The 26,022-nt window shown below is 32.7% G+C and carries 24 protein-coding genes, 2 tRNA genes, 1 other RNA gene and 1 other annotated feature (1 of these 28 only partly in view); all 27 genes read right to left on the reverse strand.

Features of this window, described 5'->3' with window-relative positions:
• Nucleotides 1-3: 3 nt before the first annotated feature.
• Entirely contained in the window at nt 4-1,224 is a 1,221-nt protein-coding gene (locus DTUR_RS06375; RefSeq protein ID WP_012583595.1) for a DUF1015 family protein, read from the reverse strand.
• On the reverse strand, nt 1,217-2,269 hold the full coding sequence (locus DTUR_RS06380; protein ID WP_012583596.1) for a sensor histidine kinase: 1,053 nt from the start codon (nt 2,267-2,269) through the stop codon (nt 1,217-1,219). Before DTUR_RS06380 ends, DTUR_RS06375 begins: the two co-directional genes overlap by 8 nt.
• Nucleotides 2,250-2,948 (reverse strand): response regulator transcription factor, encoded by a 699-nt coding sequence (locus DTUR_RS06385; protein WP_012583597.1) that lies wholly within the window; start codon nt 2,946-2,948, stop codon nt 2,250-2,252. Before DTUR_RS06385 ends, DTUR_RS06380 begins: the two co-directional genes overlap by 20 nt.
• On the reverse strand, nt 2,945-3,652 hold the full coding sequence (locus tag DTUR_RS06390; protein WP_012583598.1) for a YggS family pyridoxal phosphate-dependent enzyme: 708 nt from the start codon (nt 3,650-3,652) through the stop codon (nt 2,945-2,947). The genes DTUR_RS06385 and DTUR_RS06390 overlap by 4 nt, the downstream gene beginning before the upstream one ends.
• A gap of 1 nt (nt 3,653) precedes the next feature.
• Nucleotides 3,654-4,562, reverse strand: a complete 909-nt coding sequence (locus tag DTUR_RS06395) for an HlyD family secretion protein (protein WP_012583599.1) — start codon at nt 4,560-4,562, stop codon at nt 3,654-3,656.
• A complete protein-coding gene (locus DTUR_RS06400; RefSeq protein WP_012583600.1) occupies nt 4,559-5,272 on the reverse strand; it encodes a purine nucleoside phosphorylase YfiH/LACC1 family protein in 714 nt (237 codons plus the stop codon). The genes DTUR_RS06395 and DTUR_RS06400 overlap by 4 nt, the downstream gene beginning before the upstream one ends.
• Nucleotides 5,269-6,924 carry a radical SAM protein gene (locus tag DTUR_RS06405; protein WP_012583601.1) on the reverse strand — a complete coding sequence of 552 codons (1,656 nt, stop codon included), beginning with the start codon at nt 6,922-6,924 and terminating at the stop codon, nt 5,269-5,271. The genes DTUR_RS06400 and DTUR_RS06405 overlap by 4 nt, the downstream gene beginning before the upstream one ends.
• A complete protein-coding gene (gene ftsZ / locus DTUR_RS06410) occupies nt 6,887-7,996 on the reverse strand; it encodes a cell division protein FtsZ (RefSeq protein WP_012583602.1) in 1,110 nt (369 codons plus the stop codon). Before ftsZ ends, DTUR_RS06405 begins: the two co-directional genes overlap by 38 nt.
• A 25-nt stretch (nt 7,997-8,021) precedes the next feature.
• Nucleotides 8,022-9,239, reverse strand: coding sequence for a cell division protein FtsA (gene ftsA, locus DTUR_RS06415; RefSeq protein WP_012583603.1), 1,218 nt, complete (start codon nt 9,237-9,239; stop codon nt 8,022-8,024).
• Nucleotides 9,240-9,824, reverse strand: a complete 585-nt coding sequence (locus DTUR_RS06420; RefSeq protein ID WP_012583604.1) for a hypothetical protein — start codon at nt 9,822-9,824, stop codon at nt 9,240-9,242.
• 1 nt (nt 9,825) lies between these two features.
• The gene (murB, locus tag DTUR_RS06425) at nt 9,826-10,719 is read right to left on the reverse strand and encodes a UDP-N-acetylmuramate dehydrogenase (RefSeq protein WP_012583605.1); all 894 of its coding nucleotides are present in this window, start codon (nt 10,717-10,719) and stop codon (nt 9,826-9,828) included.
• On the reverse strand, nt 10,694-12,088 hold the full coding sequence (murC, locus tag DTUR_RS06430; protein WP_012583606.1) for a UDP-N-acetylmuramate--L-alanine ligase: 1,395 nt from the start codon (nt 12,086-12,088) through the stop codon (nt 10,694-10,696). The genes murB and murC overlap by 26 nt, the downstream gene beginning before the upstream one ends.
• Nucleotide 12,089: 1 nt before the next feature.
• Nucleotides 12,090-13,172, reverse strand: coding sequence for a UDP-N-acetylglucosamine--N-acetylmuramyl-(pentapeptide) pyrophosphoryl-undecaprenol N-acetylglucosamine transferase (locus tag DTUR_RS06435; protein WP_012583607.1), 1,083 nt, complete (start codon nt 13,170-13,172; stop codon nt 12,090-12,092).
• Complete coding sequence (locus DTUR_RS06440) at nt 13,169-14,254, reverse strand: FtsW/RodA/SpoVE family cell cycle protein (protein WP_012583608.1); 1,086 nt, start codon at nt 14,252-14,254, stop codon at nt 13,169-13,171. The genes DTUR_RS06435 and DTUR_RS06440 overlap by 4 nt, the downstream gene beginning before the upstream one ends.
• A complete protein-coding gene (gene murD / locus DTUR_RS06445) occupies nt 14,241-15,611 on the reverse strand; it encodes a UDP-N-acetylmuramoyl-L-alanine--D-glutamate ligase (protein WP_012583609.1) in 1,371 nt (456 codons plus the stop codon). Before murD ends, DTUR_RS06440 begins: the two co-directional genes overlap by 14 nt.
• A complete protein-coding gene (mraY, locus tag DTUR_RS06450; RefSeq protein ID WP_012583610.1) occupies nt 15,596-16,519 on the reverse strand; it encodes a phospho-N-acetylmuramoyl-pentapeptide-transferase in 924 nt (307 codons plus the stop codon). The genes murD and mraY overlap by 16 nt, the downstream gene beginning before the upstream one ends.
• Nucleotides 16,516-17,895, reverse strand: a complete 1,380-nt coding sequence (locus tag DTUR_RS06455; protein ID WP_012583611.1) for a UDP-N-acetylmuramoyl-tripeptide--D-alanyl-D-alanine ligase — start codon at nt 17,893-17,895, stop codon at nt 16,516-16,518. The genes mraY and DTUR_RS06455 overlap by 4 nt, the downstream gene beginning before the upstream one ends.
• On the reverse strand, nt 17,885-19,363 hold the full coding sequence (locus DTUR_RS06460) for a UDP-N-acetylmuramoyl-L-alanyl-D-glutamate--2,6-diaminopimelate ligase (RefSeq protein WP_012583612.1): 1,479 nt from the start codon (nt 19,361-19,363) through the stop codon (nt 17,885-17,887). The genes DTUR_RS06455 and DTUR_RS06460 overlap by 11 nt, the downstream gene beginning before the upstream one ends.
• Entirely contained in the window at nt 19,360-20,907 is a 1,548-nt protein-coding gene (locus DTUR_RS06465) for a peptidoglycan D,D-transpeptidase FtsI family protein (protein WP_012583613.1), read from the reverse strand. Before DTUR_RS06465 ends, DTUR_RS06460 begins: the two co-directional genes overlap by 4 nt.
• 11 nt (nt 20,908-20,918) lie before the next feature.
• Nucleotides 20,919-21,224 carry a hypothetical protein gene (locus DTUR_RS06470; protein WP_012583614.1) on the reverse strand — a complete coding sequence of 102 codons (306 nt, stop codon included), beginning with the start codon at nt 21,222-21,224 and terminating at the stop codon, nt 20,919-20,921.
• 2 nt (nt 21,225-21,226) lie between these two features.
• Complete coding sequence (rsmH, locus tag DTUR_RS06475) at nt 21,227-22,114, reverse strand: 16S rRNA (cytosine(1402)-N(4))-methyltransferase RsmH (protein WP_012583615.1); 888 nt, start codon at nt 22,112-22,114, stop codon at nt 21,227-21,229.
• Nucleotides 22,102-22,542 (reverse strand): division/cell wall cluster transcriptional repressor MraZ, encoded by a 441-nt coding sequence (mraZ, locus tag DTUR_RS06480; protein WP_012583616.1) that lies wholly within the window; start codon nt 22,540-22,542, stop codon nt 22,102-22,104. Before mraZ ends, rsmH begins: the two co-directional genes overlap by 13 nt.
• 166 nt (nt 22,543-22,708) lie before the next feature.
• An RNA gene (gene rnpB, locus DTUR_RS06485) (RNase P RNA component class A) lies at nt 22,709-23,066 on the reverse strand.
• A 300-nt stretch (nt 23,067-23,366) separates the two neighbouring features.
• Nucleotides 23,367-24,080, reverse strand: a complete 714-nt coding sequence (locus tag DTUR_RS06495; protein ID WP_012583618.1) for a zinc ribbon domain-containing protein — start codon at nt 24,078-24,080, stop codon at nt 23,367-23,369.
• An 80-nt stretch (nt 24,081-24,160) separates the two neighbouring features.
• A tRNA-Val gene (locus DTUR_RS06500) sits at nt 24,161-24,236 on the reverse strand.
• A gap of 28 nt (nt 24,237-24,264) precedes the next feature.
• Nucleotides 24,265-24,339 (reverse strand) — tRNA-Ile (locus DTUR_RS06505).
• 106 nt (nt 24,340-24,445) lie between these two features.
• Nucleotides 24,446-25,798, reverse strand: coding sequence for a TrpB-like pyridoxal phosphate-dependent enzyme (locus DTUR_RS06510; protein ID WP_012583619.1), 1,353 nt, complete (start codon nt 25,796-25,798; stop codon nt 24,446-24,448).
• 40 nt (nt 25,799-25,838) lie between these two features.
• Nucleotides 25,839-26,022, reverse strand: a binding site (T-box leader); it runs 39 nt beyond the window's last position.

Genomic DNA, 26,022 nt, shown 5'->3' on the forward strand with positions numbered 1-26,022 from the left:
AGATCAACCATTCATTTTCCACAAAATTAATCCAGAAACAGGTTTTGGATAAAAATAAGTAGACTTTTGAGGAAGACGTTCTCTATTAATAGCAAGAGTATATACCATTTCAATAGGTATGGAAGGTAATACAAAGGCCGATCTATAGGTACCGCTATATAGTAAACTCTTAACCTCTTTTATATCATGAGAAAATCTTACTAATCCTCTCTCCTGTAATTCATTTTCCGTTTTTCCAAGAGTTCCTTCCCATATACCTTTATGTAAAAGAGTAGTAGGTAAAACCCACCAAAGTTCTGAATGCTCTTTATTTTCTTTCATGTAGTTAATCTTAGGTACTAATCTAAAAATCTTATTATTTACCACATAATATATATAGGGATTATTGGGTCTAAAAAGCAAATCCAAATTTTCAATCTTATTATCCTCTAAATATAGATCAAAATATCTTCTAAGATCATTAATTTCAATTTCTATATCTTTTAAAATCCTATGAGTTGGAAGAAGCTTAATTCCAGGATCATATAAGTCAGTCATCAAAATCATGATATATTTAGCATTAGGATCTTTAACTTCACTATAATAAAGCCATGAAGCCTCATATCTATGATGACCATCAGCAATTAGAATTTTTTTATCTACGAAAAAGTTCATAATTAGGTTAACATGCTCCGCCTTTTCTATTTTCCATATAAGATGATTCCTATTATCCCAACTGTGAGCTTTAATCATAGGTTCTTCTTTCTCAATTTCTATCCAAATACTTCGCAACATACTACTTTTGTCCTCATATATACCCCAAATTGGTTCTAAATTAGCTCTTAAATTTCTTAAAAGTTCAAGCCTATCAAGTTTAGGGCCAGAAAAAGTATGTTCATGGGGCAGTATATTCTCACCCAGAGGTTCCAATTCCAACAAAACAATTATACTGTAATTATACTCATCTCTATCTCCCCACTGAAATTCCTGTTTGTATAAATAAAAACCAGGACTCTCGCTAACTAATATATGAGAATCAATCCATTTTAAAAAAAGATTTTTTATCTCCCTATAGTCAATGGGAGATGAATCTCCCAAAGTTAAATGAGTTATGTTATATCGATGTTTCTTCAAATATTTCTCCCTATCTTCCTTAGGAATAACATCATAAGGGGGAGAGATTAGATCATTGATAGGAAGTTCTGAATTGAACCTAAATGCTGTGAAGGGATAGACATTAACCATTTTCTATTCCTTCCTTTCTTTTAGGGATTATAATCTCAAACTTTGTTCCTTTATTAACTTTGCTTTCTACTCTAATAGTCCACCCATGCCTTTCAATTAATTTTTTTACTATAGAAAGTCCCAAGCCTGTACTAAATCCATCTTCATTAGTCCTTGACTTACTAACTCTATAAAACCTGTCAAAAATTCTATTTAAGTCTTTTTCAGGTATTCCAATACCAGTATCTCTAATCCAGAGAATTACATTGTCCTCATTTTCATTGACCCCTATTTCTATTAACCCCCCTTGAGGAGTATATTTTACTGCATTCTCAACAATGTTAAAAACTATAGTATCAAGGTGTTGAGGATCAGCATTTATAACGAGCTTCTCAGGAATTTTCAAATTTACTTCTAAATTTTTCTTAGAAATATGTGGAGTTAATCTATCTATAACCTCCATTACTATTTCCGTAAGATTTACCTCTTTAAGCTGTAAGTCTATCACTCCTGCTTCAAGTCTAGACAGATTTAATAAATTACTCACAAGTTTTGACATCCTTTCCACTTCTTTTCTCAAATGTGGAAAAAACTCATTGTATATTTCATCTAGAGTAATCTTTTTTTCAGAAAACAAATCAATTAATATTTGGATCGACGTTAAAGGAGTCCTTAACTCATGAGAGGCATTTCCAAGAAACTCTTTAAAATTCTCTTCCATTCTATGAAGAGGGGTATAATCATTAATAATCAATAAAACCTCTTGATTTCCACTTAGATAAAAAGCCTCAACCTCAAGATATTTCTTTTCCTTTCCCCAAAAATTTAAACTGGTTTTATTATATGTTTTACTTTCAAGAGTTTTTTTGTAAAGATCATCAATTTCATAGTCAGGTATTAACTCTATAAGTTTTCTATTATTCTTACTATTATTTTGAATATCAAATAGCTCTTTTATCTTATTGTTGGCAAAAACTACAACACCATCCTTATCCACAATAAGGATACCAAGTTGAACATTCTCAGTAAGTACTTTCCATCTTTCTTCAATCTTGCTTATTTTCATTCCCCTCCTGGAATTTGTATCCTAAGTTCCTAACAGTAATAATATATTTAGGATGACTTGGATCATCTTCTACCTTTTCTCTCAACCATCTTATATATACATCTACTGCTCTGGGTTCACCCCAAAAGTTCTCACCCCATATGTGTTTTATTATCATATCTCTAGTCCACACTCTCCCTGGAGAAGAAAGAAGAAGCTTCAAAATCTCAAACTCTCTATAGGACAAATTAACTTCTTTTCCTTTTACTTTTACTGTCCTTTTCACAAGGTCCATCTCAAAGGGAGGGGCCACAATTTTTTGACTTTTTGATAAATCTGATTGATACCTTCTAAGTACTGCTTCTATCCTTGCCAAAAGTTCTTTTGCACCAAAAGGTTTAGTAATATAGTCATCAGCTCCCATCTTTAATCCTAATACTTTATCCACTTCTTCGTCTTTCGCGGTTAGCATAATGATAGGAACATTACTTATTTTTCTTATCTCCTTACATACCTCCCAGCCATCCTTTTCAGGCAACATAATATCTAAAAGCACAAGATCTGGATTGAATAGTTTAAATTTGTTTAAAGCCTCTACCCCATCATATGCAACTTCTACCTCGTATCCCTCTTTGTTAAGTAAGAGAGTCAAAGAATTTACAATCCCTTTATCATCTTCTACTAAAAGAATCTTTTTCATCTTCTCACCTCAAAATCTTTTTGAAATATTATTCTACCTAATCTCAAAATATTAGATCCTTCTTCTATAGCTATTTCAAAATCCTCAGACATACCCATAGAGAGATAAGGGAGATCTAACTTTGTTAATTCTATAAGTTTTTTCCATATATTATATAGTTTTCTAAAGACCTCTCTAATTGCATCTTTGTCTTGTGTAAGCGGTCCTATAGTCATAAGTCCCTTTATGTTTAAATTTTTAAGCGCAAAGATTTTCTCATATGTTCTCCAAAACTCTTCTTCCTTAAAACCATGTTTGGTAGGTTCTTTGGAAAGATTTAATTGTAAAAGAATGTCTACTTTTTTTCCTTCCTTTCCTGCATGTTTGTTAATTTCTTCTGCAAGATCAAGAGAGTCTACAGAGTGTATCAGAAAAAACATTTTTACCGCTTTTTTCACTTTATTTCTTTGAAGATGTCCCACCATATGCCACTCGCAGGGAAGATCTGAAAGTAAAGAGATCTTTTTCTCTGCCTCTTGAACTCTATTCTCTCCTATTTTATTTATACCTATCTTAACTGCCTCTCTTATATATTCAGGAGGATATCCTTTAGCAACAGCAACTACTGAAATCTCAGAAGGATCTCTTCCACACTCTTCAGCTTTCTTTATTATCCTCTCTTGAACTCTTTTCCAGTTTTCTGCTATGAAGGAAAGATCATTCATACTAAAGAACCTTTAACACCCTTCCTTTAATTATTCTCTCTTTTAATATTATATTGTCAATCTCAATTGGTAAAGTACTTATTTTGTAAAAATTTTTTAAAACTTCTACTTCTAAAATCTTTACCTTGATTATAATCCTATCATTACAATTAATTATTAGATATTTATTTCTTTCAAAAGGGGCTTTAGAGAAAAGGACTAAATACTTAGGAGGAAAATCTCTAATAACTCCAATTATTTCACCTTTTTTTACCTTCCGGTTTAAATAATACGAATATCTTGCTTTTTTTAAATCCTCCCAAGCCAGAGTCTTCCACTTTAAGTCATTTTTAACAAGGTTATCTATATGAAAAATTGCATAGCCAGATTTTTCTGAGATAATTAAATTTTCATATTTCTTCTTAAGTTTTTGAAGTTCCTCATAAATTGTGTCTAGCTTGATGATGTACTCCTTCCTCAAAAAGGATAACCTTTTTATGTTTTCTACAATCTCATTGTACCTACTAAAATCTCCTAAAAAAGCCTCAATCCTTAGTTCATCTATAGAAAGATTTATTTTTTCTCCTATTTCATCTAAGGTTTTTAATGTGTCTTTATATTTATCTCCTAAAATGTCTTCCTCAGGAGAAGTTCTTTTATTTGTATCTTCAATATATCCAACTACCTGTCCTACTCTTACTTTTTCCATTTCTCTAACATTAGTCCTAAGAATCCCATCTAAGGGAGCTCTAAGAACTTGCTCATCAAAAACAAATATACCTATAATCTCATAGTTCTCTTTCCATCTCGTGATAAGAAAAATAACTAAAGCAAAAGTTACCAATGTTATTAATAAAATCAAAAATCTTTTAGGTCTAAATAGTCTTTTATTTTTTTGAATTTTGTAAAAATCTTCTCTATATAAGGTCATTTTAAAAAGATGTATCCTAAATTTCTATTTGAATTTCTATCTCTACGAAAAGAGTAAAAATTTTTGTCACAAAAAGTGCATATATGAGAAATTTCTATATTTGAATCTGGAATATTTTCTTTTTTGAATTGATAGTTTACCAGCTCTACGAGGTCATAGAAAGTTTTGTGATTTCTTGTTATTATGAACTTTTTATATTCCTTAGGAAGTTGACTTATAAAGTCTTCTTTTACTTCAAAACAACAAGAATGAATACTTGGACCTACACTTATTAAAATCTCTTTAGACTCTATACTATAACTTTCTTTTATATGCTTAATAACCTTCAAAGGAAAGTCTCTTATGGTGCCTCTCCAGCCTGAATGTACTAACCCCACAAGTTTAATTTTGGGAACATATATATAAATGGGCATACAGTCAGCAAAAAACATGATTAATGGTCTTTTTCTTTCCAAACTAAGAAGGGCATCGGTTTTATACGCAATCTTAGGAAAAATTTTGTTTACCTCTTTTTTGACTAAGTATATTTTATCACCATGTACCTGATCTGCGAAAATCCAATTCCCAGAAGGCACTTTAATTAGAAAAAAGAACCTGAGATAATTATACAGGTAACGAAAACCAAATTTAAAGGGAAAAGAAAAAGGATAAGAAACAAACCCATGAGAAATTTCAGAAAACTCACTCAAAAGCTTAGATCTCCAGATCATGTGCATACTCCACAAGCATTACAATTTTTTCTACATGCCATAGTTAGCTTTCCTTCATATGCTTTTTCCCTTTCCCTCCATAAATAGTCCTTTCTCACCCCTGTATCTACCACATCCCATGGCAAAACATCATTTTTGTCTTTTTTATTAAGATAGTTCAAAAAAAGATCCTCATTATTCCTCATAAACTTTTTAAGAATTGAAACAGAAATCTCCTTGTTCTCATATATCTCTTTCCAAAGCTTATTTAAATTCCGGTCTCCTCTACTAAAAACTCCTTGCCAAAAACTCCAAAAATAATCTTCCATCTCTATTCTTACCCTTTTAATTTCCCTCAACTTCTCGGATAAAACTTTCTGCGTAGAAACAATATACTCTTCATTTTCCATTTTCTCCCATTGAAAAGGTGTGTGAGGCTTAGGTATAAAAGTAGAGAAACTAACACTTATTTCTACTTTGGGATTTAATTTTCTTATCTCTCTTACTAAGGAATAAATACCTTCTATATCTTCACTTTTTTCTGTAGGAAGTCCAAGCATAAAATATAATTTCAAGGTTTTGATCTTGTAATTTTTCAATTTATTCACAAAATTTAATATATCTTCATTGGAAAAGCCCTTATTCAAGACTATTCTCAATCTGTCTGTTCCTGTCTCAGGAGCTATAGTCACAGTTTTTTGTCCTGATTTCTCAATTAAACTAAGCAAATCTTCATTAATATCTTCAAGCCTTAAGGAAGAAAAAGAAAGGAGTACTTCCCCATTACAGAACATATTTTCAATTTCTCTCAAGTTTAAGTTAGGATCAATAGCAGGGACAATTAATCCAATTTTAGGCGAAAAATCATAAAACTCTTTTAACTTTTTATTTATCACTTCTATAGTAGAGGATCGATAGGGTCTATAAAAATAACCAGCAAGACAAAATCTGCATTGATATTTACACCCTCTAACCAATTCGCACAAGGCCATATTTGAAAATACGGCATTTTCAGATATTATAGGAGAGACCATGGGATCATTTTCAAAGTTTAAATATATTCTTCGTTTGATAGGTAATTTCTGTTCCACAGAAGGAATATAAATACCTTCGACATTCTTCAGGATTTCAAAAAATTCTTTTTTGTTTAGTTTTTTTTCTTTTTTAAAAATTAAATATTCTGAAAATTCCTTTACCAGCTCTTCTCCTTCTCCTATAAATAGGATGTCGAAAATATCTGCAAGAGGTTCAGGATTAGCACTTAAAGCTATACCTCCACCTACAATTAATGGATAAGAGTCATCCCTTTCGTAAGAGAAAAGAGGAATATTTTCTCTGCTTAAGATGTAGACAATATTAAGGAAGTCTAATTCAAAACTTACAGAAAAAGCTAAAGCGTCAAATTCAGATAAAGATTTAAAACTTTCTATAGAATAAAGTCTAAAGTCAGTTCTTTTCCTCCAATCATTAGGTATATAAGCTCTTTCACAAAGAATCCCCTGACACTTGTTAAAGATTTCATAAATACCTACATATCCTAAGTTGTTAATGCTAACAGAGTAAGCATTTGGATATATTAGTAGTATACTTACATCTCCACCCCTTTTTGTTAACTTAAATCCTTTTTCTTTTTCTCTAAGATTGATTATCTCCTTTTTTATGTTCCAGTTCAATTAATCTTTTTCTCCTTAGAATTGCTGGTATGTCTAAGTCCTCTTCAGAAATACTAGTATAATCTTTTCTTTTAGTACTATCTTCTTGACTCACTACCTCTTCTTGATGATCAAAACCAGTAGCAATTAAGGTGACTTTTATTGTATCCTTCATATTCTCATCTATAACTGCACCAAATTTTATGTTTGCCTCAGGATCTACTTTTGGGGTTATTACTTCTGCTATTTCTTCTACTTCATGAATAGAGAGATCTAAGCCTCCAGTTACATTAAATATAACACCTTTAGCTCCATTTATAGAAAAATCTAAAAGAGGACTATGAAGAGCATTTTGTGCCGCCTCCTTAGCCCTATTTTCTCCCTTTCCAATACCTATACCCATATAGGCAGTACCCGCTCTTGACATTATAGATTGAATATCTGCAAAATCTAAATTAATAAGTCCTGGAACAGTAATAAGCTCAGTAATACCTTGTACCGCTTGTTTCAGAACCTCATCTGCTTTCTTAAAAGACTCTAATATTGGAGTATTTTTATCACCAATCTTTAATAACTTATCATTAGGAATAATAAGTAAAGTATCAACCTTATTTCTTAGCTTTTCAATACCTTCCATAGCATTTACTCTTCTTTTTCTTCCTTCAAAACTAAAAGGTAAAGTGACTACTGCGATTACAAGTTTAGCTATTTCTTTGGCTATCTCAGCAATAACTGGAGAGGCACCTGTACCTGTACCCCCTCCCATTCCAGCAGTAATGAAAATCATGTCAGCATCTTGAAGAATATCTTTAATTATATCTCTACTCTCAATGGCAGCCTTCTCTCCAATCTTAGGGTCGCCACCTGCTCCAAGTCCTTGGGTAACTTGCTCTCCAATCTGAACCTTATGAGGAGCCTTATTTAAGGCAAGAACCTGAACATCAGTATTTATCGCAATAAACTCAACTCCTTGAATTCCAGCCTCAATCATCCTATTAACAGCATTTCCTCCTCCCCCACCAACACCAATAACTTTAATTTTTGCTCTCATCTCATCAAATTTATCTAAATTGTCTGACAACAGTGAGAACAATATAATACACCACCTTCCCCTATATTTACTCCTTAAAAGGACTAAATATATTTTTAAATATTTCCTTTAAATAGTCAAGGAAATTTTTACTACTTTCATCTGTAGAAACTGTCCTTGTAATCCTTTCCAAAGCGCCTACAGCTGAAGAATAAAAAACAGCATCTTTTTCTTCAAAAATATTATAAACCCGAAGACTACGACTAACCCTCACAGGTACTTTCAAATACTCCTGAGCAAACTCTTCTAATCCATCCAAAAGTGCAGTACCACCCGTAATTACTATGCCCCCTGGAATCAATTCTATTGGAGAATTTAACTCCTCTAATTTCTTCAAGACAAAATCTAAAATTTCCTCTACTCTTGGCTGAATAATTTCTCTAACCTGAGAGGTGTTAATTTTTATTCTTTTCTGTTGTAAAGACATCACTTCTAAGGATTCTTCTTTTTCTTCCTTAAGTGTACCTATGATCTTTTTTGCCCTTTCTGCCTCCTCGGTAGGTATTTTTAAAGTTATTGCAATATCTTTTGTAATTCTTTCCCCTCCCAACTTCAATATTCCAATAGCATACAGATATCCTTCCTTAAAAACAGCAAGATTTGTTAGATCTCCTCCAATATCTACTAAAACTACCCCCAAATTTTTTTCTTCTGGTGTTAATACAGCTTCCGAAGCTGCAATTTCTTGGGGAATAAAACCCTCTATATTTATTTCTGCTTTTTGAAAAGCATTTATAATATTTCTTAGCTGAACCTTATCATGGGTTACCAATAACAAGTCTGACTCAAGCCGTGTCCCTATCATTCCTATAGGATTCATAATACCATTTTGTCCGTCAAGCCTAAAACCTCGTACTACATGATATATGACTTCTCTATCTTCTGGAATTGACGTAGCTTTTGCAGCTTCAATTGCTCTTCTAACATCAGACTCTGTTACCTCTTGCTCCCGGCTTTTAACAATAATCATACCCCTACTTGGTATAGCTGTGATTTTTTCCCCACTTATAGTAGCTATCATTTTAGGAATACTTCTTATTCCTGCCATTCTTACTGCCCTTTGTACTGCCTCTTTTATACAAGCGCTTGCCTCCTGAATGTCATTAATAACCCCATAGCTGATACCCTTTGATGGTATCATAGAAAATCCAATTAATTCTAATTCCTCATTTTTTTCACTTAAATTGGCAATTACTACTGCAACTTTTGTAGATCCAAGATCAATAGCTCCTATAAAATCTGACATCTAAGTTCCTCCAATGAAAGGAATACGAAATCTAAAATCTAAGGTTTTTCCTTTCAAATTAAAATTCTTTACAATATCCATGATATATCTCTTTTTTTCCTGATAATCTTCAAGACTAATTTTTAAAATACAGTCTTCTCCGTATATTTCAAAATATTTATCATAAAACTTAATTCTATGGATTCTAAAAAATCCAAAATTTCTGAGTATGTCCTGTATAAGTCCTATATCATTTGTTCCTTCTATTTTTATTGTACCATCAAAAGGTGCATATTTTTTCATTATTGCAAATTTCTGATTATAGTAGTAGTTTTTTTTATTAAATTCAACATAGAGAAAAGTTTTTGCTTCATCATACCTCACATATATTCCCCATGGTATATAGCTTATCTTAGTAATAATGAGATTATATTTTTGCTCTATCTTAGGAACTAATAAGCTTACAAATAAAATATTCCTAAACTTTAAATCCTTTCTTATTACATTTAAAAGCTCATCAACTTTTGGATCTATTCTTATATAGAGGATCCAAGTAGAGGATATGACTATTAAAAGTATAAAAAAAACAAGTAAAAATTTTTTCATGTTACCAAATAATAATCTCTGGCTCCAAATCTATACCATAGGCCTCCTTCACTTTGTCTTTTATAATATTTATAATCTCTAAAACATCCTTACTTCTTGCCCTGCCAACATTTATTATAGTGTTTGCATGCTCATAAGAAACCATAGCATCTCCAATCCTAAAGCCTCTAAAACCTAAGTTATCAATAAAATATCCTGCAGGTCCTTCCTTAGGATTTTTAAATACACTCCCAGCAGACGGATATTTAGGAAGCTTTTTACTTCTTTCCTTTATAAAAAACTTAATCTCTTTTAAAGATTCTTCCTTAGGTTTTTCCTCTAATCTTAACAGCACTTTTTTAATAATCCAGTCTTTTGGAATGTTTGAGCTTCTATAATTAAAATTAAGTTCTTTTTTGCCCAAAAACATTTCCTCAAAATGTTCATTTAAAACATAGACTCCCTCTACAAAATCACCTATAGCTTTTCTAAAGGCTCCAGCATTGCCCATCACCGCTCCTCCTATAGTTCCAGGAATACCCATCATAAATTCAAGCCCACCCATATTTTTTTCAACCATAAAAGAGATTAATTTAGAGATTAAGCATCCCGATTCTACTTCCAGATGGCTATTATCTACAAAATTGATTTTCCCCAGGTTCTGATTCAATCTAATTACTGCTCCTTTAATCCCTTCATCAGGTGCAAGAATATTAGTACCTTGTCCCATTACTTTTGTTGGGATATTATTCTCTTTAAGAATTTGAAGAATTAAGATAAGTTCTTCCCAAGAATATGGAATAATGAATAAGTCTACTTTTCCCCCAATCTTAAAAGAGGTATAATGAGATAAATTCACATCTTTATAGATTTTGGATTTAAAATTATATTTATTGAGAATATTCCAAATTAGCATCTTTTCTACCCCGAGCAAGTAAAGCTTCCCCCACTTTCCATACATTTCCAGCCCCAAGAGTAAGTAATAAATCACCTTTTTTCAAAATACTTTTTGCTTTAGATGCTGCCTCAATAATATTATCCACAAGATACACCTCGAGGTTAGGATATTTTTCTCTTATCTCATCATAAATATTTTTACTACTAACACCAGGAATAGGTTTTTCTCCTGCAGAATATATCTCAGTCAAAATAATCACATCACCTAAGGATAAAGCCTCAGCAATCTCTTTGCTTAAGAAATACGTCCTTGTATATCTATGAGGCTGAAAAACTACCACTAACCTTCTATTATAAAGTCGCAATGTTTCTAAGGTAGCCTTTATTTCTGTAGGATGATGTCCATAATCATCAAAGACTAAAATATCATCTTCAATAATCCCCTTAAGCTGAATTCTCCTTTGCACTCCTTGAAATCTTTCAAGAGCTTTGGTGGTTGTCTCAAAATCTAAACCCAAAATCTTTGATACCGCAATAGCAGAAAGAGAATTTAATATGTTATGCTTTCCTGGCACTCTTAACTTTACCCTTCCTAATTTCTCATTTCTAAAATAAACATCAAATTCTGACCCGGAGAGGTTGAGGACTATATTATCTGCTTTAAAATCAGCGTTAGAAAAACCATAAGTGTAATATTCTTTATTTTTAATTTTTCTAATTATATCTCTGACATTTTCACAGTCTAAATTTAAAACTGCAAAACCACCCTTAGGCACCTTTTCTATTACTTTCAAGAATGTATCTTTGATTTTTTCCAAGCTCTTATAATAGTCAAGATGGTCATTATCTATATTGGTAATTACAAGGATATAAGGATCTAATTTTAAAATAGAGCCATCACTTTCGTCTCCTTCAGCCACTAAATATTCTCCATTTCCAAGTTTTGCATTACCTCCTATATCTTCAAGTTCCCCACCTACCAATATAGTAGGGTCTATTTTATTATTCTCAAGTACTAAAGCAATCATAGAGGTTGTTGTAGTCTTTCCATGAGCTCCCCCTACAATTATTGATTTCTTCTCTTTTGTCAAGTCGGCAAGAAGATCACTCCTATGAAGTATAGGAATATTTCTCTCCTTAGCATAAACATATTCCTCATTATCGGGAGGAATAGCAGAAGATATAACTACTAAATCCACATTATTCACATTTTCAGGATTATGCCCTTTATAGATCTTTACTCCTTTAGATTTAAGTCTTATAGTAGAAATATTTTCTTGAATATCAGACCCAGAAACTTCATACCCTCTTTCTACGCATATATATGCTAAAGCACTCATTCCAGTTCCCGCAATACCAATAAAATGGATCCTTTTAGCATTTAACAAATCAATTCCTCCCTTCTAACTTCTCCAAAATAAGATTCCAAAAATTTTCTCTTCCATTAGCAATAGATATTTTTCTACATGCTTCGGATGCTTTAGCAAGTCTATCCTTATTATCCCATTTATCCAAAAGAGTAATTAGTTTCTCAGAATTTAATTGATTTTCTAAGAGTAACTCCCCTCCACCTACTTTGACTACCACCTCAGCATTATATATCTGATGGTTATCCTTAGCATAAGGATAGGGAATATATATAGCAGGAAGTCCGGCTATCAAGAATTGAGCAATAGTAGTTGCTCCCGCTCTACTTATGGCAAAATCTGCCCCACATATAGCAAGTTCCATATTTTTAATAAAAGGCACAGGATTATAACCCTCTTTCGCCCATTCCTCTATGGGTATTCCTTCTATATAACTTACATAGTTTTTTTCTCCTATCTGATGGAGAATTTGCCACCCATTATTTAATAAATAAGGTATAATCTTTTTAACCTCGTAATTTATCTTCATTGACCCCTGACTTCCTCCAGTTATAAGAAGAAGCTTGCGATTTTCATCAAAGCCTAATTCCTTTTTACAACTTGCTTTATCCATTGTCAATAATTCTGTCCTTACAAAATTCCCAGTAAGATAAATTTTATCTTTATCTTTAAAATACTCCCTTGTTTCAGGAAAAGAAACAGCAACCCCTTGAGAAAATCTGTAGAAGAGTTTTGTTACCCTTCCTGGAATCACATTTTGTTCGTGTAAAAAGAAAGGAAGTTTTTTAATAATAGAAGCAACAATTATAGGAACTGTAATGTAACTTCCAAACACAACTAAAATATCAGGTTCTAATTCTCCTAATATCTTTAAAGCATCTTTTATACTCAGGTAATAACTTAGTTTTTTAATATCTGAACTCTTTATAATGTCTAACCCGTAGAAATCATATTTTCCTGCTATTAACTTTTCTTCAAAACTGTTTTTCCTACCTATAAAACTTATTTTCCAATGAGGAGCCCTCTCAGATATATAGTCAGCCATGTTTAAAGCAGGGATCACATGCCCCCCAGTACCACCTGCTACAAACAAAATATTTATCATTTTTTATCACCCAAAATTGCAATTTTCATGAGAAGTCCAACCTGTGCCCAATTAACCATCATGGAAGATCCTCCAAAACTTAAAAAAGGTAATGGAAGTCCCATTACAGGTAGAAAACCCAAGTTCATTAATATATTCAAGATTATCTCTACACACCAATAAACTAAAACCCCCATGCTTAAAAGTCCAGAAAAAACATCGGTCTTTGATGCTTTTATTGATAAATTGAATAAGGTTAACATAAGAAAAAAATACAGCATCAAGATCACTGTACCCGCCATTAAACCTCCTTCTTCATAAATCACAGGCAATAGAAAATCATTATAAGCCTCGGGGATATAAAATTTCAATACACCCCTTCCCCATCCTTTGCCGAAAATTCCGCCATCTTTTATGGCTTTTAGAGCTTGCTCCTGTTGAAAAGTTTTGAAAAAGGGAATGCCTTTATTTAACACTAATCTTTCCTTCCTATATTCTCCTGTTAATATTCCAAAGCTAAATACCAAGGATATTATTAACAACATAACTAAAACCTGTTTAAAATTCATTTTTGAAACAAATAGTATTACAAAGGTGGATAGGAAGAAAAGAACTATCATGCTCATGTTAGGTTGAAAGTAAAGGACAATGGATATTAAAAGAAGAAAGAGAATAATCCATAAAAATCTTGCACCATCAATTCTCTTTTTTTCACTATTTGAAGATAAAAAGCTTGCTAGAAATATTATCCATGAAAATCTCAAGACTTCTACAGGTTGTATTTGAATAGGACCTATTTCAATCCACCTTGCCACATTTCTTGAAACTTTTCCAAAAGGAGGTATAAAAACTAATATGAGTAAAAAGAGAGAAATAAGCAAAAGTAAAAGAGAGTTTTTGCGCCAAAAATCTAAAGAAAAAGCACTTACAATAAAAGATATTCCAATAGCAAGAGGTAGATAAATAAGTTGATGTTGGAAAAAATAAGAAGAATTATTTAAAGTTAAACTTGCCCATCTCCAACTCGCAGTGTGAATAATGGGAAGACTAAGTAATGATAAAATCAAAGCTAAAATAAATATTAACTTATCATACTTTTTCATTTTTCATTCTCTCAAAAACATCATTAAAAATTTTTCCTCTTTCTTTATAATTTCTAAACATATCAAAACTAGCACAAGCTGGAGAGAGCAGTATTACGTCTCCAGGCTCCGACACTTCGTAAGCTCTCCTTACAGCATCCTCAAGAGAATCTGCAATCACATAAGGAATTTCATACTCCTCAGAAAGCTCCCTCATGATTTCTTTCGTCTCTCCAATTAACACTACTCTCCTTACTTTACTCTTTTTTATATTCTCAAAAAGTTCATGAAAATCAAAATTTTTATTTCTTCCTCCAAGAATAAGTATGATAGGAGAATTTATACTATTAATTGCTGAACTTGTAGACACAGGATTTGTTGCCTTTGAATCATTTACGAAAACTCTTCCGTTGAGCTCTCCAATTCTCTGAAGAGCAAAAGGTATACCTTGAAAATCTTCTCCTGTTTTCTCAATAACCCTTTCTTCTACTCCTAATAATAGTCCTACTAAGGCAGAAGCCATAAAGTTGCTAATCAGTATTCTGTTCCAAATACCTTTTGGAATAGTTAATGAACCATATCTTTCAGATAATTTATAAAACACTTTATTTCTACTCTCATCATAAAATATTCCATCATTTTCATGCTTTTTAAATCCAAAAAATAATTTTTTAACTTTGTAAGGTTTTGCTAAATTAATTATTTCTTCCTGATCATAACTCAGAATTGCATAGTCCTCTTCTTTTTGGTTCATAAAAATTCTTGATTTTGCTAACATATACTCATCCATGCTTGAATACCTGTCTAAGTGATCAGGATAAATATTAATAAATAAAGATATAAAAGGTCTAAATTTTTCAATATCCTCCAATTGAAAACTACTTACCTCAAGAACAAAATATCCTTCCTTTAAGTCTTTTACAACACTAATAAAAGGTAAACCAATGTTCCCAGCTACTATATTAGGTATTCCTGCATTCTTTAAAATCTCACCAATTAAAGTGGTAGTAGTGGATTTTCCCTTAGTCCCTGTTATAGCTATTATGGGCACTTTAGCATACCAATATGCAAGTTCAATTTCACTTATAACTTTTATATCCCTTTTTTTAGCCTCGATATATATGGGATTTGTTTTAGGAATTCCTGGACTTATTACAACAAGGTCTATATTCCTTAGTATTTCTATAGGATGCCCCCCAAATATATATAATATATCATTATTTCTGAAGAAATCTAATAAGTTCTTAAAGTCTTCCTCTTCTTTATAATCATTTACTATAACTTTTGCTCCTTCTTCTTTTAGAAATTTTGTTGTACTTATCCCGCTTTCTCCAAGTCCAAGCACCAATACCCTTTTTCCTTTTAAGTCAAATTCCATAAAATTATTCCCCCAATCATCATAATTAGATGAATAATATAAAATCTCCAAACAACTTTTGTTTCTTTCCAACCCTTTAGCTCAAAATGATGATGAAGAGGGCTCATCAAGAAAACTCTCCTTTTCTTCCATTTGTAAAAAAAGACTTGGATAAAAACAGATAATGATTCAATTAAAAATATACCCCCCAAAAACACAAGCAATAACTCAACCTTATTAATGATCGATAGAGACGCAATAAATCCTCCTAAAGCAAAGGCACCTACATCTCCCATAAATATCTCTGCAGGATGAGAATTAAACCACAAAAAGGCAATAAGTGCTGTTATCATTAAAGATATTTCAAGAGTAAGCTCATTATTAAATTGAAAATTATAAATAAGAAAGAAAAACAGAGTTATAAGAGAAGTACCTCCCGCAAGTCCATCAAGACCATCGGTTAAGTTAATAGCATTAGGTACTGCGATGAAAACAACAAAAAAGAGAATTACATAAAAAATCCTTGAGCTTATAATAAGCTTAGATCCCCAATAAATCTTATAATCGTGGAATGAAAATATGTAAAGAAGAAGAGTTATTATGAACGAGAGAAAGATCTTTCTTAAAGGTCTTATACCATAATCTTTATTTACCATAAGTTTAAAATCATCAAGAAGTCCTAATAGTCCAAATAAGATAGTAGAAAGAGACGGAAAAAAAGTCTCTTTAAAAAATAGAAAAGGAATAGAAACTATCAAAAATATTATTCCTCCCATAACAGGAGTTCCTGATTTTTGAAAATGAGATGATGGTCCCTCTTTTCTAATGTATTTACCAATGCCTTTACTTTTTTGAAAATTAATCCAATACTTGAGAATTAATAAAAAAACAAAAAATGCTACAAGACTAGTAAAAAGTATGATATTCATAACTCATCCTCCAAAAATTTGACAAAATTTTCCATATACATTGCTCGAGACCCCTTTACAAGAATAGTATCCCCAGCACAAAGAGAATTTTTAAGAATACTTTTAATTTCCTCAGGATCTTTAGACCAATATATCCTTTTCTTGTCAAGATTCTGATATGTGTCTAAAGCTTTTCTCATTTCTGGACCATAAAATATAGCCATATCTATATTTCTCTTAAAAACCTCCTCTATTACCTCTCTATGCCCATCAATGCTATGATCTCCAAGCTCCAGCATGTCTCCAAGAAGTACAATCTTTCTTCCTGAACTCTTTAGAAGATCAAGATACTCAATAGCAGTTCTCATAGAGTCAGGGTTAGCGTTATAGGTGTCATCAATAATTACTAAACCATTTTCTTTTCTTTTCAAATTAAGCCTTTGCTTAGGTAAATCAAAATAAAAATCTTTTTCTAAACTATACACACTTTCTGGAGAAATAACCCACAGAACTAATAAGCTCAAAAGGAGATTTCTATATATGTTAAGAGGATAAATCGGCAAGGAAAGTTTTATATCCTTTCCATCCGGAAAGTTAATTTTCAAGAGATAATTTTCTTCATTTTTTTCCACTATCTCCCCTCTAAGATCACTTCTTTCATCAAAACCAAAAGTATATTTCTTAATCTTCAATTTTTCGTAAATCCTCATGGAAAAAGGATCGTCGTTATTCAAAATAGCAACACCATCCTGCTTTATATGCTCAAAAATTTCTGCCTTTGCTTCCATAATTGCTTCCCTTGACCCAAGTCTTCCTATATGAGCCCATCCAATGTTAGTTATTACACCAATATCAGGCTCCGCGATCTTACTCAGTAGACTTATCTCTCCTTTATTCCTCATCGCCATTTCCAATACTAAAAAATCTACATCTTCTTCTGCGTCTAAAATGCTTAAAGGAACACCAATTTCATTATTGAAATTCTCTCTACTCACATAAGTTTTGCCAACTATACTTAAAAGCTTTCCAATTAAATTCTTAGTAGTAGTTTTTCCTGAGCTACCTGTAACGCCAATAACTTTAGTCTTCAATTTTCTTCTATAATAGTTAGCAATATCCTGCAATGCTTTTAAAGTATCCTGAACTCTAATTACAAAAATGTTCCCTTCTACAGCGATTTCACGACTTATTATTATGCCCTTTACACCCTTTAATATGGCATCTTTCACAAAATCATGACCATCGAATTTCTCACCTTTTAATGCAATAAACACTTCATCTTCATTAATATTACGCGTATCAGTACTTATAGAATCTACCTTTTCTCTAATATCCCCTTTTATCAAAACCCCATTAGTAGCTTCTAATATATCTTCTACTGTCAGATCAAGCTTCATTATTTAATCTCTCCAATATATATTTTCTTGCTATTTCCTGATCACTGAAAGGAATCTTTATAGTTCCAATTATTTGATAATCTTCATGCCCTTTACCCGCTATTAAAACCGAGTCATCTTCTTTTGCTATCTCGATAGCCTTTTTGATTGCTTCTTCTCTATTTTCAATCACAAAGTAATCTAATCTTCCTACTCTCTTAATGCCTTTTTCAATTTCTCTTATGATTTTCATAGGATCTTCAGTTCTTGGATTATCAGAGGTAACTATAACCACATCTGCAAGCTTTGCAGATATTTCTCCCATTTTACCTCTTTTTGTAGGATCTCTATCTCCACCACACCCAAAAACTACTATTACCCTCCCCTTAGTAAATTCTTTTATCGTTTGTAAGACATTATAAAGTCCATCGGGGGTATGAGCATAATCTACAATAACATTGAAATTTTGTCCTTCTCTTATAAACTCAAGTCTTCCTTTTACTCCTTTAAAAGTAGAAAGAATCTTAGAAATGTCTTCTAAAGGTTCCCCTAAGCCAATTAGTACTCCCACAGCAAAAAGAATGTTATAAATATTAAACTTCCCTCTCAACTTGGTGTCAATTACAGTGTCCCCCAAAGGAGTCGCTATCTCAAGTATCATACCACTGTTAGTATTTTCATATTTTTTTAAATATATGTCCCCTTCTTCTAGTGATGCCCATAGAACTCTCTTATCGGCTAAATTTATCCTTTTAGTCCATTCATTATCCCTATTTATTACAGCAAAACCCTCATCTTCAAGGTGATCAAATATCTTTAATTTGGCTTGAAAATAATCTTCCATGGTCTTGTGAAAATCAAGATGATCTTGAGTTAAATTAGTAAAAACAACAGCCTTTAAAGACACCCCATCAATTCTCTTTAGAGAAAGAGCATGAGAAGAAACTTCCATAGCTAAAAATTTTACCCCTTTATTTACCATTTTACTTAAAATTTCTTGAAGCTCTTGAGGTTGAGGAGTGGTGAAATTAGAAGGATAAGATTCTTCATCTATTCTATAATCAATAGTCCCAATTAAGCCTGATTTTAAACCCTTACCTTTCCAATAATGGTATAGTAAGCTTGTGGTAGTAGTTTTTCCATTAGTACCTGTAACTCCCACAATATTTAGGTGTTTAGAAGGAAAATTATAAAAGTACAAAGAGACCTTACTTAACACGTCAAATATTTCTTTTACTCTTATTAAGGCTACGTCTCTTTCAAAATTATCAACCTCTCCCTCAAAAAATACTGCTCTTGCTCCTTTTGATATAGCATCACCTATGTACCTTCTTCCATCGTCTCTCGTGCCAGGAAGAGCAAAAAAGATATTCCCTTCTTTTACCTTCCTTGAGTCCGTAGCTATTCCTGTAATATTCCCATCTAAATATCCCCTAGTTTCAATAACATACTCTCTCACATATTCAACTATTTCTTTTAATTTTCTCAATTTATCATCCTCCCATATATTGCCAATCTTTTAATTATTTCTCTAAAAAGTGGTACTACCGTTTCTGCGGCAAATCTTCCTTTTTTAGGCTCTTCCAACATAATTAGAATACTATATTTTTTATCTCCTAAAAAGATATAGCCTACAAAAAAATGATTGTATATATCTATATATCCCTGAGATGTAGAGACTTGAGCAGTACCAGTTTTACCTGCAATATAATATTTTAAACTTGAAAGATTCTTAGCTGTACCTTTCTTTACAACCTCCCTCATCATTTTTAGTACCTCTTCAGAGGTTTCTTTTGAAAAAACCTGTCGGAAAATTTCTCTATGACTTTCTTCAGAAGGTTTTCCAATACCCTTTATTAATCTTAGTTTTAATAAAATTCCATCATTGCCAAAAACGCTTAGAATCCACAACATCTTTAGAGGATTCATAGCAATACCATGACCAAATCCAATAGTTCCCCTATTTACTAAGCTTTTTTCAATATCCGCAACTGTAGCATCCCTATCCACAAATTTAGCATCAATAGGAACAGGATTATTTATACCGAGCAAATCAAAATACTTATTCCAAATCGAATAAGGAATTTTTTTTGCAAGGTGATAAAAGTATATATTACAAGATTTAACAACAGCCTCTTCTAAATTAACTATCCCATGGGGTTCTGTGCATTTAACTTTATATCCGTCACTTATTTCTTCACCTTTACAATAAACAGTCTCTAATGGATCTACTAATTTCTCTTCTAAAGCAATTCCCGCAGTTATGATCTTAAATAAAGATCCAGGCTCATAAAGAGAATATATGGGACACTTTATATTCTGAGAACTATTTATTATTTCTGTTAAGCTTCCATTTGTGTCTATATCGGGAAGAGAGGCTAAGACCAAAATCTCTCCTGTATTAAGATCCATTATTCCAACAAAGCCCCCTTTTGCCTCATATTCTTTAACATAATCCCTAAGATAAAGAGAAACAATTTCTTGAAGATTTTTATCTATAGTAAGATAGATATTTTTACCTTTGTTTAAATAATTATCAAGAAAAGCCTCTAACCCATATAATCCCTGAGAATCTACTCCCACAAAACCCAGTAAATTTGAAGTCCCTATTTTTAAGGGATAGGATCTATAATTTTCTTCTACTACAAAAATCTTTCTTCCATCCACATACTTCTTTATCCTATCATATTCCTTCTCCGAAAGAATTCTTTTAATCCAAATAAAGCTTACCTTTAAATTTAATTTACTAAGAACATCTTTTTTATCTAAATTTAACTCCTTACTCAATAAAGTAGCGATTCTATTCCTTTCTGCATTATTAAGGATAGATGGATTTACTGCCAAGGATTTTCTCTTTATATTAAAGGTTAGTTCATACCCATTTCTATCAAAGATAAGTCCTCTTTCCGAATTTGGAGGAATAAATACTATATTCTCAGGTTTAGAAACCTGAGAATAAATAATAAACCCTTCAACAAAAAACAAGATTAATATCCAAAATGTGAAAAATATTCTTGCCCTTAATATACTCATTCAATCCATTTCTATTTCTCTAAACTCAAAGCATAATATTTTTCTTTATTTATTTCAGATATTCTTCCATTATAAATTCTAAATTCTACCACATTTTTAGGATAAACAAGTCCCATTTCTAAAGCCTTCTTTTCTATTTTCTTTAGATCTAAATTAGATTGAATATAGTTTTCTAAATATGTTTTCTCTTTCTCTAAAATATCAATCTCGTTAATAACTTTCTTAATTTCACTTCGTAGTGCAGAGACCTTGATATTTAAAAAAACAGTACTTAAAAAAAGGAGAAAAAAGAACAAGATACTTAAAAACTGCTTCAAATTTATTCCCTCCTTTCTCCCACCCTTAATTTGGCACTTCTTGCTCTCCTGTTCTCTCTTATCTCATTAACAGATGGTCTTATTACCTTTTTGTTTACAGGAAAAATCTTATCTGAATGACTTTTAAAAAAGTTTTTAACTACCCTATCCTCTATGGAATGGTAAGTTAGCACCACGATTCTTCCCCTTGGTGCTAAAATAAAGGGAATCTGATCTAAAGCCCTTTTAAGAATATTTACCTCGTCATTCACTACAATTCTTAATGCTTGAAAAACCTTTGTTGCTTCATGCCTTTTTCTTTTAGGTATGACCTCCTCAACTACTTCTAAGAGATCCTTAACGTATACAAATTTTTTCTCTTTTCTTCTCTCAACTATTTTCTTTGCAAGTTTTCTTGAAAGAGGTTCCTCCCCATATTCCCAAAAGAGGTTTGAAAGCTCTAATTCATTGAAACTGTTTAATATGTCTGCTGCAGTTAGAGTAGTATCCTTAGAATATCTCATATCTAAGGGCTCCTCAGGTCGCATAAAGGAAAAGCCCCTTTCACTTTTTTCTATATGAAAGGAGGAAAAACCTAAATCAAACAAAATTGCATCTATGAACGACAATTTCAATTCCTTTAATATCTCCTGAACTTTGTCATATGTGGTATTAAATAATACGAAATTATTTGCTATTTTTCTTAGCCTTTCTCTTGCTAAATTAAGAACTTCCTCGTCTCTGTCTATACCTATAAGAAGTCCTTCTCCTTTTAACTCTCTTAAAATCTCACTACTGTGTCCACCAAGTCCTAAAGTAGCATCTACCACTATTTTTCCTGGAGAAAGTTTCAAATAATGAATAACTTCTTTTAACATTACAGGTTTATGAATGATTTCTATCTCTTCCATAATTCAGACACCTTTTCGTTTATTTCTTTCATACTCTCAAGAATATTCTCTTCCTTATTAAACTCTTCCCATCTCTCTTTAGCCCAGATTTCTATATGTCTTCCAGCCCCTATAATTACTACATCCTTATAAAGCTCAGCATAATCAATTAAAAAAGATGGAATAAGTATTCTGCCTAATTTGTCAGTAGTAACCTGTACCGATCCAGAAAACCAAAACCTACAGAGTCTCCTCATTAAATCATCTGTGGGAGAAAAACTACTAATAATTTCAGAAAAATTATTCCAATCAGTAATAGTATAGATATTCAAACACCTCTCAAAACCCCGGGTAAGATAAAAAGTTTCCCCCAAAAGTTGCCTAAAATTATTTGGAACAATTAGTCTTCCTTTTTCATCAAGTGAGTGATAATACTCCCCAACAAACAATTAATTTTCCCCCATCTTTTACCACTTTTTACCACTTTTTACCACAAGTATAGCATAAGACTTAACAAATAAAAAAAAGAGATTTATAAGGATTAGTCTATATTTGGAGTTAGAGAAATTAATATGATTTAACTTTTGTTTAATTTTTGTTTAATAAAAAAGAGGAGGAAGAAGCAGATCATAAGCCGAATTCTGTTCCCCATATATATGGGGCGGCAACCATCTATCTAGGGCAAGAATTACTTCTTGCCTCAAGCGGCCAACCCGAGGGTCGGCGGGCCACCTCAACCCCTCCTATTTGGCCTTGCACCAGGTGGGGTTTGCCAAGCCAGGAAGGTCACCCTTCCTGCTGGTGAGCTCTTACCTCACCTTTTCACCCTTACCCAAGGCAAAAACCTTGGGCGGTTTATTTTCTGTGGCACTTTCCTTCAGGTCACCCTGACTGGGTATTACCCAGCACCCTGCCCTTTGGTGTTCGGACTTTCCTCGGAATCTCTCAATTCCGCGGTTGCCTGATCTACTTCTTCCTCCTCATATAATTTAGTCCAAGGTACAACCTCAAATCCTCTTAAACCCTCTTTTCTAATGATCTTCCAATAAGGAACATTATAGGTAACTCTTTTCTCATATCCACATTCACAATACATAATTTTCTCTTCAACTCCATCTTCAAAAGGTGTAGGAGCTTTTAATAGTCTATACCTTGTGAGCAAAATTTTCCCGCATTTAGGACATTTAGGCGTTGTAAAGTATTTTATCAGCTTATCTCCAAGGTACAGTATTAACAAAGCCCCTACTATAAGAAGAATTGCTTCCATGTTATATCATTCCACCCATAAAATTCTACCACAATTTGGGCAATTTACAATTTCATTTCTCTTTACCCTTTCAAGAACTACCTTAGGAATGGCTATCTTACATCCTTCACATACATCTCTATTTACCCTTGCTATAGGTTTATAATTTTTTTGTTTTGACAATTTATCAAATTCCTCTAAATCATCAGTAGGAATCTCCTTTCTTTTATCCTCAATTTCTATATGTAAAAGCTCTATCTCATTCTCTACATTTTTTATCTTTTCTTCATATTCCTTCACTTTATTATCAAAGGCTATTTTAGACTCATTAAAAGCTTTCTCCAATTCTTTCTCGGTCTTTGTTTTCTCTTCTAACTCAATCATTAGATTCAAAATTTCGTCCTCAATTTTTGAGATTAAACTCTTTAAATTTTCTATCTCCTTCTCCATATGCATTACTTCCTTAGGGTTTTTTAAAATTAATATTCTCCTTTCTTCATTAGTAAGCTTCTCTTTTAATAAAACCAACTGATCTTCTTTTTCCCTTTGTTGATCTCTTAGCTTTTTAATCTGATCTCTAATATTGATTAGATTTTCTTCTTTCAACTTTATTTCTCCTAATTTTTCATTCTTAAAGATATCAAATTCTGCTTGAAGCCCCTTTAAATTTTTTTCAGATTCTCGGTATTTTAATTGTAAATCTTGTATTTCTAATAATTTTGGAATTAACTCTCTCTTCATACTAACTCCCTTCCTAAAAGAACATAAAGATCCTCGTTTATTTTAGACTATAAAGGAGGAAAAGAAAAGAGTAAAAAAATTGGTGGGCGGAGCAGGATTTGAACCTGCGACCTCCTGCGTGTGAAGCAGGCGCTCTAACCTCTGAGCCATCCGCCCACCACAATAGTTCTTTATATAAAAAAATTGGTGGGCCCGCCAGGATTCGAACCTAGAACCAACCGGTTATGAGCCGGCTGCTCTGCCGTTGAGCTACGGGCCCAACCATCGAAGAAAATTATAATATATTCTTCCCTAAAATTCAAGTGCCCTCTAAATAAAACTCATCGGGGAATGGAAGCTAAAAGCCCATTCCCCGACTTTGGATTTTAGATCTTAGGTAGTTCTTTCAATGCCTCTTCAACCTTATCTTTTGGATAGAAATAGTCTTCAAGTTTTCCAGAAAGATATTGATCATAAGCAGACAAATCAAAGAATCCATGTCCACTCAAATTAAATAATATTACTTTCTTTTCTCCTTTTTCTTTTGCATCTAAAGCCTCATCGATGACAGCTCTAATAGCGTGAGTGGATTCTGGAGCAGGTACAATACCCTCAGTCTTTGCAAAGATCACTCCTGCTTCAAATACTTTTGTCTGGGGATAAGCTACAGCTTCTATGTACCCATGGTGATATAAAGCACTAACCAAAGGAGCCATACCATGATAACGAAGTCCTCCAGCATGTATAGCAGGAGGTATAAAATTATGCCCCAAGGTATACATTTTGAGAAGAGGAGTCATCTTAGCTACATCTCCATAATCATAGGTATAAACTCCCTTAGTCAAACTTGGACATGATTCTGGTTCAACTGCAATAATTCTTATTTTTTTACCTTTAAATTTTTCTCTTATAAAAGGAAAAGAAATACCTGCAAAATTGCTTCCTCCTCCTACACAACCTATAACTACATCAGGAAACTCTCCTGCTATCTCCATTTGTAATAAAGCCTCTTCTCCTATCACAGTTTGATGAAGTAAGACATGATTTAATACACTACCAAGGGAATATTTTGTATCATCCCTTTTAACTGCATCTTCCACTGCCTCACTTATAGCAACTCCTAAGGATCCCGGAGAGTCAGGATCTTGTTCTAATATCCTTCTCCCTGACTCAGTATCAGGACTTGGACTTGGTACTACTTTAGCTCCCCAGATCTCCATCAAGGATCTTCTATATGGCTTTTGATAATAACTTACTTTAACCATATAGACTTTACATTCTAACCCAAAGAAATTACAAGCCATAGCAAGAGCTGAGCCCCATTGTCCTGCTCCAGTCTCTGTAGTTAATCTCTTAACCCCTTCAAGCTTGTTATAAAAGGCCTGAGCTACAGCAGTATTTGGCTTATGGCTTCCAGGAGGGCTTACTCCCTCGTATTTATAATATATATGAGCTGGAGTATCCAAATATTTCTCTAAATTAAGAGCCCTATACAAAGGAGTTGGTCTCCATAACTTGTATATTTTCCTTACTTCTTCGGGAATTTCAATATATCTCTCTGTACTCACCTCCTGCTTTATAAGCTCCACAGGAAAAATAGGTGCAAGATCCTCAGGTTTTACTGGTTGCAGGGTCACAGGATGATAGACCGGGGGAAGAGGAAAAGGCAGATCAGGAATAATGTTGTACCAATCCTTAGGTATTTTAGACTCGTCAAGAATAAATTTGACCTTTGACATAATTGTACCTCCCCTATAAAAATTTAAGCCTTCTCATCCTGAAAAGGACGAGAAGGCTTACTCTCGCGGTACCACCTTAATGGAGTCTAAAAAGACTCCACTCTTTGCTCTATAACGGGAGCAATACCGTCTTTGGCTACTCAAACCTTTCGCCTCGAAGCTCCGGGGCCCATTCACTATAAACAGGATAGTTAGCTTTCAGCCTCAGACTAACCTCTCTGTAA

Source organism: Dictyoglomus turgidum DSM 6724 (assembly GCF_000021645.1).
GTDB lineage: Bacteria > Dictyoglomota > Dictyoglomia > Dictyoglomales > Dictyoglomaceae > Dictyoglomus > Dictyoglomus turgidum.

Bases quoted from the DNA above. Each gene is read 5' to 3' on its own strand.
- DTUR_RS06375 (WP_012583595.1), bottom strand. From the start codon at position 1,224: ATGGTTAATGTCTATCCCTTCACAGCATTTAGGTTCAATTCAGAACTT.
- DTUR_RS06380 (WP_012583596.1), bottom strand. From the start codon at position 2,269: ATGAAAATAAGCAAGATTGAAGAAAGATGGAAAGTACTTACTGAGAAT.
- DTUR_RS06385 (WP_012583597.1), bottom strand. From the start codon at position 2,948: ATGAAAAAGATTCTTTTAGTAGAAGATGATAAAGGGATTGTAAATTCT.
- DTUR_RS06390 (WP_012583598.1), bottom strand. From the start codon at position 3,652: ATGAATGATCTTTCCTTCATAGCAGAAAACTGGAAAAGAGTTCAAGAG.
- DTUR_RS06395 (WP_012583599.1), bottom strand. From the start codon at position 4,562: ATGACCTTATATAGAGAAGATTTTTACAAAATTCAAAAAAATAAAAGA.
- DTUR_RS06400 (WP_012583600.1), bottom strand. From the start codon at position 5,272: ATGATCTGGAGATCTAAGCTTTTGAGTGAGTTTTCTGAAATTTCTCAT.
- ftsA (WP_012583603.1), bottom strand. From the start codon at position 9,239: ATGTCAGATTTTATAGGAGCTATTGATCTTGGATCTACAAAAGTTGCA.
- DTUR_RS06420 (WP_012583604.1), bottom strand. From the start codon at position 9,824: ATGAAAAAATTTTTACTTGTTTTTTTTATACTTTTAATAGTCATATCC.
- murB (WP_012583605.1), bottom strand. From the start codon at position 10,719: ATGCTAATTTGGAATATTCTCAATAAATATAATTTTAAATCCAAAATC.
- DTUR_RS06435 (WP_012583607.1), bottom strand. From the start codon at position 13,172: ATGATAAATATTTTGTTTGTAGCAGGTGGTACTGGGGGGCATGTGATC.
- DTUR_RS06440 (WP_012583608.1), bottom strand. From the start codon at position 14,254: ATGAAAAAGTATGATAAGTTAATATTTATTTTAGCTTTGATTTTATCA.
- murD (WP_012583609.1), bottom strand. From the start codon at position 15,611: ATGGAATTTGACTTAAAAGGAAAAAGGGTATTGGTGCTTGGACTTGGA.
- mraY (WP_012583610.1), bottom strand. From the start codon at position 16,519: ATGAATATCATACTTTTTACTAGTCTTGTAGCATTTTTTGTTTTTTTA.
- DTUR_RS06455 (WP_012583611.1), bottom strand. From the start codon at position 17,895: ATGAAGCTTGATCTGACAGTAGAAGATATATTAGAAGCTACTAATGGG.
- DTUR_RS06465 (WP_012583613.1), bottom strand. From the start codon at position 20,907: ATGAGTATATTAAGGGCAAGAATATTTTTCACATTTTGGATATTAATC.
- rsmH (WP_012583615.1), bottom strand. From the start codon at position 22,114: ATGGAAGAGATAGAAATCATTCATAAACCTGTAATGTTAAAAGAAGTT.
- DTUR_RS06495 (WP_012583618.1), bottom strand. From the start codon at position 24,080: ATGAAGAGAGAGTTAATTCCAAAATTATTAGAAATACAAGATTTACAA.
- DTUR_RS06510 (WP_012583619.1), bottom strand. From the start codon at position 25,798: ATGTCAAAGGTCAAATTTATTCTTGACGAGTCTAAAATACCTAAGGAT.